Annotated in this window: 6 protein-coding genes; 4 read left to right on the top strand and 2 right to left on the bottom strand. The window is 51.4% G+C overall.

Annotated features, from left to right (window positions below):
* Nucleotides 1-64: 64 nt before the first annotated feature.
* The gene (locus ACUVQO_RS21890; protein WP_445927942.1) at nt 65-766 is read right to left on the bottom strand and encodes a uracil-DNA glycosylase; all 702 of its coding nucleotides are present in this window, start codon (nt 764-766) and stop codon (nt 65-67) included.
* 151 nt (nt 767-917) lie between these two features.
* Between ACUVQO_RS21890 and ACUVQO_RS21885 the strand changes: the two genes are divergently transcribed.
* On the top strand, nt 918-1,643 hold the full coding sequence (locus ACUVQO_RS21885; RefSeq protein ID WP_445927941.1) for a phosphoribosyltransferase: 726 nt from the start codon (nt 918-920) through the stop codon (nt 1,641-1,643).
* A gap of 34 nt (nt 1,644-1,677) precedes the next feature.
* A complete protein-coding gene (locus ACUVQO_RS21880) occupies nt 1,678-1,986 on the top strand; it encodes a hypothetical protein (protein ID WP_445927940.1) in 309 nt (102 codons plus the stop codon).
* A 39-nt stretch (nt 1,987-2,025) separates the two neighbouring features.
* Here the strand turns inward: ACUVQO_RS21880 and ACUVQO_RS21875 are convergent, their stop codons facing one another.
* On the bottom strand, nt 2,026-2,820 hold the full coding sequence (locus ACUVQO_RS21875; RefSeq protein ID WP_445927939.1) for a peptidoglycan-binding domain-containing protein: 795 nt from the start codon (nt 2,818-2,820) through the stop codon (nt 2,026-2,028).
* A 105-nt stretch (nt 2,821-2,925) separates the two neighbouring features.
* Between ACUVQO_RS21875 and ACUVQO_RS21870 the strand changes: the two genes are divergently transcribed.
* Both ACUVQO_RS21870 and ACUVQO_RS21865 read left to right on the top strand, forming a co-directional pair.
* Nucleotides 2,926-3,963, top strand: a complete 1,038-nt coding sequence (locus ACUVQO_RS21870; protein ID WP_445927938.1) for an ADP-ribosylglycohydrolase family protein — start codon at nt 2,926-2,928, stop codon at nt 3,961-3,963.
* 77 nt (nt 3,964-4,040) lie between these two features.
* On the top strand, nt 4,041-6,533 hold the full coding sequence (locus ACUVQO_RS21865; protein ID WP_445927937.1) for an HD family phosphohydrolase: 2,493 nt from the start codon (nt 4,041-4,043) through the stop codon (nt 6,531-6,533).
* The last annotated feature ends 58 nt before the right edge of the window (nt 6,534-6,591 follow it).

Below are 6,591 nucleotides of genomic sequence, written 5' to 3'. Positions count from 1 at the left end.
TGTCTTCTTCCACTGTCCAAGTTTCAGGACGGTTACACGCCTGGATTCGTTCTACTTGCCATCTTTATCCATTTTGGATTTCGTCCAGCTTTTTGCGTACAGCCTGGATATCCTGCCACATGAGCCATTTGGGACTGCCCTGCTCACGGGAAGGGTTCCGCAGTAAGTAGGCGGGGTGAAAGATCGGCATATAAAAGCGGCCGTCCCGTTCTATCCATTGCCCCCGTACTTTCGTGATCCCCTGCTTGATGCCCAACAGTCCTTTCAAAGCCGTGGCTCCTGTCAACAAAATAATCTTGGGATCAATCATCCGGATTTGTTCCAGCAGGTAGCCTTTGCAAGCCTCGGCTTCATCGGTGGTAGGTGTGCGGTTTTCCGGAGGACGGCATTTCACCACATTACAGATGAACACATCCCGTTCTCGCGTCAGCTTTACTGAGGCCAAAATTTTGTCGAGTAATTCCCCCGATCGCCCCACAAACGGTCGCCCGGTTTCATCCTCTGTTTGTCCTGGTCCTTCCCCTACAAGCATGATCTGGGCGTGAACGTTGCCTTCGCCAACCACGGCATGAGTGCGGTTATGGCCCAAGTCACAGCGAAAACAGCGATCGCAATGGGCTTTCATTTCCTCCATGCTGTGGTAGGTCCCAGGTGGAATGGGAATGGTGGCCGAGGTGGGAATCAGATCGGGATCTACCTTAGGGGCGGCAACAGCGGCTCCAGAATCAGATAAATCAAACAAGTTAATTTGGTTTTCAGCAGACATGGGCTTGCAGGAACGACTTGATAGAAGTGGAGTTTACCCTTTGCGATAGGGTATGACAGCTCTGCAAATTTTTCTAGTGTAATTGGGTAGATTCAAGAAATTTCAGGCATGATCAAGGTGATCCCACTGCATGATGCTGGGGGGGGGAATTATGTCACCCGCTTCACCGTCTCAAAGCTTTGATGCCAAAGTTTGCTTTACAAATCGTCTAGAGGCTGGGGAAAAGCTGGCCAGGGCGATCGCTGATGAACTGAAGTCGCGTCCTGGGGAAACGGCTGCGTCTATGATGGTCTACGCACTACCGAGAGGCGGATTGGAGATTGCAGAACCGATCGCCCGCTTACTGCACTGCCCACTGGATGTGGTAGTTGCTAAAAAGATCACCCGTGTGGAAAATCCGGAGTTGGCGATTGGTGCGGTGACTGCAGATGGTCATGTTCTGTGGCTGTCTCCGCCGCGATCGCCCAATTTGCCGGAGGTCTACGAGTTAGCCTTACAGCATGCTCAAAAACGTGCCCAGCTTCAATGGCAACAGTTGGCCCCTTATCGACCGTCAGTGACTCCCCTGGGACGAATTGCCCTGATCGTTGATGATGGAATTGCCACAGGCATGACTATGGTGGCAGCGGCTCAGGCTTTGAGAGCAAAACACCCAGCGGAAATCTGGATCTGCGTTCCTGTGGCTCCCCCCGACATTTTGAGGTATCTGCGATCCTGGTGCGATCGGGTTGTAGTGCTGGCTACTCCCAGCCCTTTCTACAGCGTCAGCCGCTTCTACCAACAGTTTCCTCAAGTGGAAATGGAAGAGGCGATCGAATGCCTGCAACGGGCAAATAGTGGTCAGGAAGCAGGCACTTCCCAAAATCTCCAGGGCTGAACTATTCTAACAAGTAGCTTTGGAGAGCTGGTTGATGAGACGCTTGTGGTTCTGGTGGCTTGGAATTGTGTTGGTGAGCCGATATAACCCACCTCAGGTAGTGGCGGCAACCATGCTGTTGCTAGCGATGATTTTGTGTGTGGTCTGGTGGGTTAATCAGGGATGGCCCTACCTGGCCTTATGTTTGAGCTATATTTTAGGAGCGATCGCGGCCATTCTGGCGAGTGAAGCGGTAGCCCCCTCTCCCCAAACTCATCGAGTTCGCCTGACTGCCGTAGCTTCTCTCATCGTTCTGCTATCAGCGGCTGGTTTCTATTTGGTTCGTACCTTGCACTGGGCCTGAGGTGCCGTTGTACAGGTACTGCCAAGGTTGTAATCAACTTTATCGTAGTAATCCTAGCCAGGTCTCTGATCCAACCACTCCATCGGCTTCCAGTTTCAGGACTCGTTGGGCTGCTTTTACTGCTGCTTGAGTTTCTGGGCCGAATATGCCATCTACACTTCCCTTAAGGTATCCCAAAGTTCGTAATCGTTCCTGTAATCCAGAGACGGCTGGCCCTTTCATGCCTAATCGCAGAATGGGCAATGTGGCTATCTCTGTTGAAGTCCGTTCACCGTTCTCCAAATTGGTAGGTTTAGTGGTTGGGGCAGTTGCTGCAGGGGGTTTAGCTGTCGTTGCCGGACTAGGAGGTTTGCCCGTACCAGGAGTTGGAAAAGCTCCACTGTTGGCAGGTAGGGTGGTTGGTGGGATAGGCTTCTCTGAAACTGGGGGTGATGCACTGACAGAACTATGAGGGGGGGAGGGAGGTAGTAACCGACTCCAGGTATCGGTTCCAACAATACCATCAGAGTTTAAACCTGCGGCTTTCTGAAATTGAAAAACGGCGTTGGCGGTGCTCTCTTCGTAGACTCCGTTAATGGCTCCGGTGTAGTAGCCCAGTAATTTCAACAGAGCTTGTACTTCTGTGACTTCTGTGCCCTGGCTGCCTAGCTTGAGAAAGGGCTTGTCTGTAGCTCTATTAGCAGAGATTTGGGGAGGAGTGGTACAAGCTGCTGGGGTGGGTGACTTGGCAGGCGATCGAGATGATTGGCCTAGAGCAGAATTTGTTTGATTCAGTCCCACCAGACTGCAAGCCACGATCGCGACTAACCAGGGTTGCCAATACCTAGGGAGCAAAGAGGTTAATCTGGAGTTGCTACGCATGATGCAAATCCTAAAAACTAGGTCATTACTATACGGGACTGGAAGGGGAATGCAAAGAGCAACTTTCTTGGATCTATTATGAAGTACTCACTTTTGAGCCGATTTCAGGGCTGTTTTGAAGGGATGGTACTCGCTGACCAATTGAGTTTCTGGATCAGTCGGCGTACCCAAACTGCTACTCTATCCGCAACCCAGACTGACTGGAGAGAAGGCACCGATCGGTTCCATTTGCTCTCCCCCAAATTGCACCATTGGCATCCTGGTATCCTGTCCTCAGCAGATGTGACTGCATGGCAGGCTTCACCTGGGGTAGACTTGGCCATTCAGGTGGCAGAAGCTCTGATTCAAGAAAATGACTGGCCGCTGCAGGCCACCCCGTTAGATACAACTCGGCTGTTGGCGTCTGGGGCGAACAATGGGATGCTGGCGATCGCAACCCTTCCCATTGCTTTTTTCTTTCATGATAATATATTGCTGCAGCAACAGCATCTGCGACAAACGGTGCAGTCCTGGGGAGGGACAACCAGCACACAGGATTGGGTTGCTATGTTTGGCTATGCGATCGCTCAGGCGATCAAAGAAAGGCTTGCTCCCTGCCAATTCATCGCCCAGCTTTTGTCCTACTGGAGGGGCACAGAGCTTGGCCTAGGGCAGCGTTCCCCCCAGGTTCTGGCAGGTTTAGAATTGCTAAGCAACCTAATAGAACAGGGAGTCGCTTACAGAACGACGATTTTAAGGTTAGAGCAATCTTTGCTCCAGGAGGAAAGCGCGATCGCCCTAGCGTTGTACTGTTTTCTGTACACCCCCGATAACTGGCATCTTTCTGTGCTTCATGCTGCCCGACTTTTACCTGCTCATCCCGTATTATGTGCTTTAACTGGCTGCCTATCAGGAGCTTACAACAGCTACAGTAGTTTACCTCTGACTTGGCAGGCTGCTTCCCTAAAACCTTGTTCTGCCCATTCGCCTTCTTCATCCCCCCGCGTCTCCTGTACAGACCTGGCCACTCGCTTGGTGGCTTCCTGGGCCGGTGTCTTTGATGCTTCTCCCCGTCTTTTTTCGGCCAATATGCTTCCCGTTGCTTCCCCCCGAATTTCTTCTGCTCACTGGCAATGAATCCTTGCCAGAACTGGTGGCTCATGCAAAAAAATGGATACGCTGGAATTCCCTTTCTCCCTTAGAGGTAGTGCTTTGTGAAGAGAGTATTTCAGGCACTGGAACGGCAACTGAAAGAGACCTATGTCCACTATCGTCACCGTCTGAGTGAGTCGGTTGGGGGCTTGGATGGATATAGGCTGCTTTTTCAGCGATCGCCCTCTAGGGATCGCCCTTCAAGATGGAGTACTTATCAAACTCATTTGAGGCGCTCACAGACGTGGCGGATGGTATCTCATTCTCCATTAGTATTAGGAGTGGCTGTTATTTCTCTCACCAGTGTTTTAGGTTATCGCTTTTACACCACCCCTAAATTAGATATTGGTAAAGCCGCTCCTCAAACGATTTATGCTCCCGCCACTGTCACGATTGAAGATCAGAAAGCAACCGAAGAGCAACGCAAAACAGCTCGTAAAGATGCCATTTCCGTTCTGAAGCTGGATCAAGCAGTTAATCAACAAGCTCAGCGGTTATTGCAACAACAACTTCAGCAAGGAAACGAGCTACGGCAACTTGCAGGGGCATTTCCTTTCACCAAAACGGCCTATCTATCCTTCAAAACTCAGGTTTATTTACGGAAGCTGCCGGATAGGGACTGGCAAGCTCTTTTGACAACGGTTGACCCCAGGTTGCCCCAAACCTCGGAAAAGGCGGGGCTGGAATCGGCGAATCACCCCCCCTTATTAGAAAATGATCGCAAGCAGGCGATCACAGAGCTACGTGCTCTGCGTCGCTCAGTTGATCTGGGCACCTACTTAAGTGTGGTTCAGGAAATTGCCCAGGCTCGATTGCGATATACGGCAGCCCTGACTGCTATGGTGCAGCCTGCTGTCCCGAACTTGTCACAAGCGTTTAATTGGGCAGTGCTGGATTTATCCAATAACGACTGGCTACTGATCCAAACTCGCCTTCCCAACATTGCTGAGCAAATTCTGGCTCAGGGGATTGCACCGGGTTTGCCCCAATCCCTGCTCAGTGAGGCGATTAAATTACAGGTGAAAGGGCTTGGATCGCCAGAGTCCCAAGCGATCGCTAGCCAGTTATTGATCAACATCCTGCAACCGAACTTAGTCAAGGACGAGGAACAAAGCCGTTTGCGGGCCGAGCAAGTAGCCCGAGGAATTCAGCCCGTTATGGTCTCTGTGCGCAAGGGGGAAGCCATTGTTAAATCTGGTCAGATTATTTCCTCGGCCAATTTCGCTTTGCTCGATCATTTTAGATTAAGTCGCCGAGAAATCGACTGGGTCGGCTTGATTGCGTTTGGTAGCCTGGTCAGTGGTGCCGTAACGATTGTCTGGGTCGTTAAACAGCGATTTTACCCTGGCTTGCGTAAGCGAGATGGCATTTTGTTGTGGTTACTGAGTTTGAGTACTCCCTTACTGGTGGCTCTGCGGCTACCTTCAACGAATCTACCGGCTGTGGGGCTATTGGTTGGTAGCTTTTATGGCGGCCCTTTAGGCGTGACCGTTGCTGGATTGCTGGCGCTATTGATGGCAGTGGGATCTGAACTGCAATTGAATGAGCTTCTATCTAGCGCGATCGGAGGTTTAGTCTGCGGGTGGTTGGGCGGACGACTGCGATCGCGGGAAGAGTTAGCCATTTTAGGGGTTGGCGTTGGAGTCTTGCAAGGAACCTTGTATCTGTTGCTCACGGCGGCCTCTGGAGTTGCCTGGTATACCCTGCTGGGAGCCAGTGTGGTACAGGGTCTAATCGGTCTGACCTGGGTAATTGTCGGCATGGGAAGTAGCCCTTATCTCGAACAACTGTTTGATCTGGTTACAACCATTCGCCTGGTAGAGCTGGCCAACCCCAATCGGCCTCTGCTGAAACGACTAGCGGCTGAAGCTCCAGGTACCTTTCAACATACGCTATTTGTCTCTACCCTGGCAGAAGCCGCCGCCCGTGCCCTGGGATGCAACGTGGAATTGGTAAGAACGGGTACTCTCTATCACGACATTGGCAAAATGCACGACCCTCTCAGCTTCATTGAAAACCAGATGGGTGGCCCGAACAAGCACGATATCATTGATGATCCTTGGAAAAGTGCTGAGATTATTAAAAAGCACGTCACCGAGGGGTTGGTGATGGCTCGCAAGTTTCGCTTGCCCAAGGCGATCCAGTCATTTATTCCAGAGCATCAGGGCACGATGGTGATTGCCTACTTCTATCATCAGGCTCAACAACGACTCCAACAGGCTTCTATCAATGGTGGCACTCCTATGCTGAACGACGAGGACTTCAAGTATGACGGCCCCATTCCCCAGTCTCGCGAAACGGGAATTGTAATGCTGGCGGATTCCTGTGAGGCAGCCCTGCGATCGCTGAAAAATGCCACCCCGGAAGAAGCCCTCTCCATGATCAACAAAATTCTGCGCGCTCGCTGGCAAGAGAACCAATTGGTTGACTCTGGCCTCACGCGTGACGAAATGACCCAGATCGCCAACGTCTTTATCCAGGTTTGGCAGCAATTCAACCACCAACGCATCGCCTACCCTAAATTAACCCCAGCGGTTCAGCCTTCAAAAGGATGAGTAGCTTGGTGGTGCAGAAAACTCCTGAAACCCCTATAAATCAAGGATTCTCACCGAG

This window comes from Leptodesmis sp., assembly GCF_052746595.1.
The sequence above is the reverse complement of the archived record's forward strand: the minus strand, read 5'-3'. Positions and strand labels throughout refer to the sequence as shown.

Bases quoted from the DNA above. Each gene is read 5' to 3' on its own strand.
- ACUVQO_RS21870 (WP_445927938.1), top strand. From the start codon at position 2,926: ATGAAGTACTCACTTTTGAGCCGATTTCAGGGCTGTTTTGAAGGGATG.
- ACUVQO_RS21880 (WP_445927940.1), top strand. From the start codon at position 1,678: ATGAGACGCTTGTGGTTCTGGTGGCTTGGAATTGTGTTGGTGAGCCGA.
- ACUVQO_RS21890 (WP_445927942.1), bottom strand. From the start codon at position 766: ATGTCTGCTGAAAACCAAATTAACTTGTTTGATTTATCTGATTCTGGA.
- ACUVQO_RS21885 (WP_445927941.1), top strand. From the start codon at position 918: ATGTCACCCGCTTCACCGTCTCAAAGCTTTGATGCCAAAGTTTGCTTT.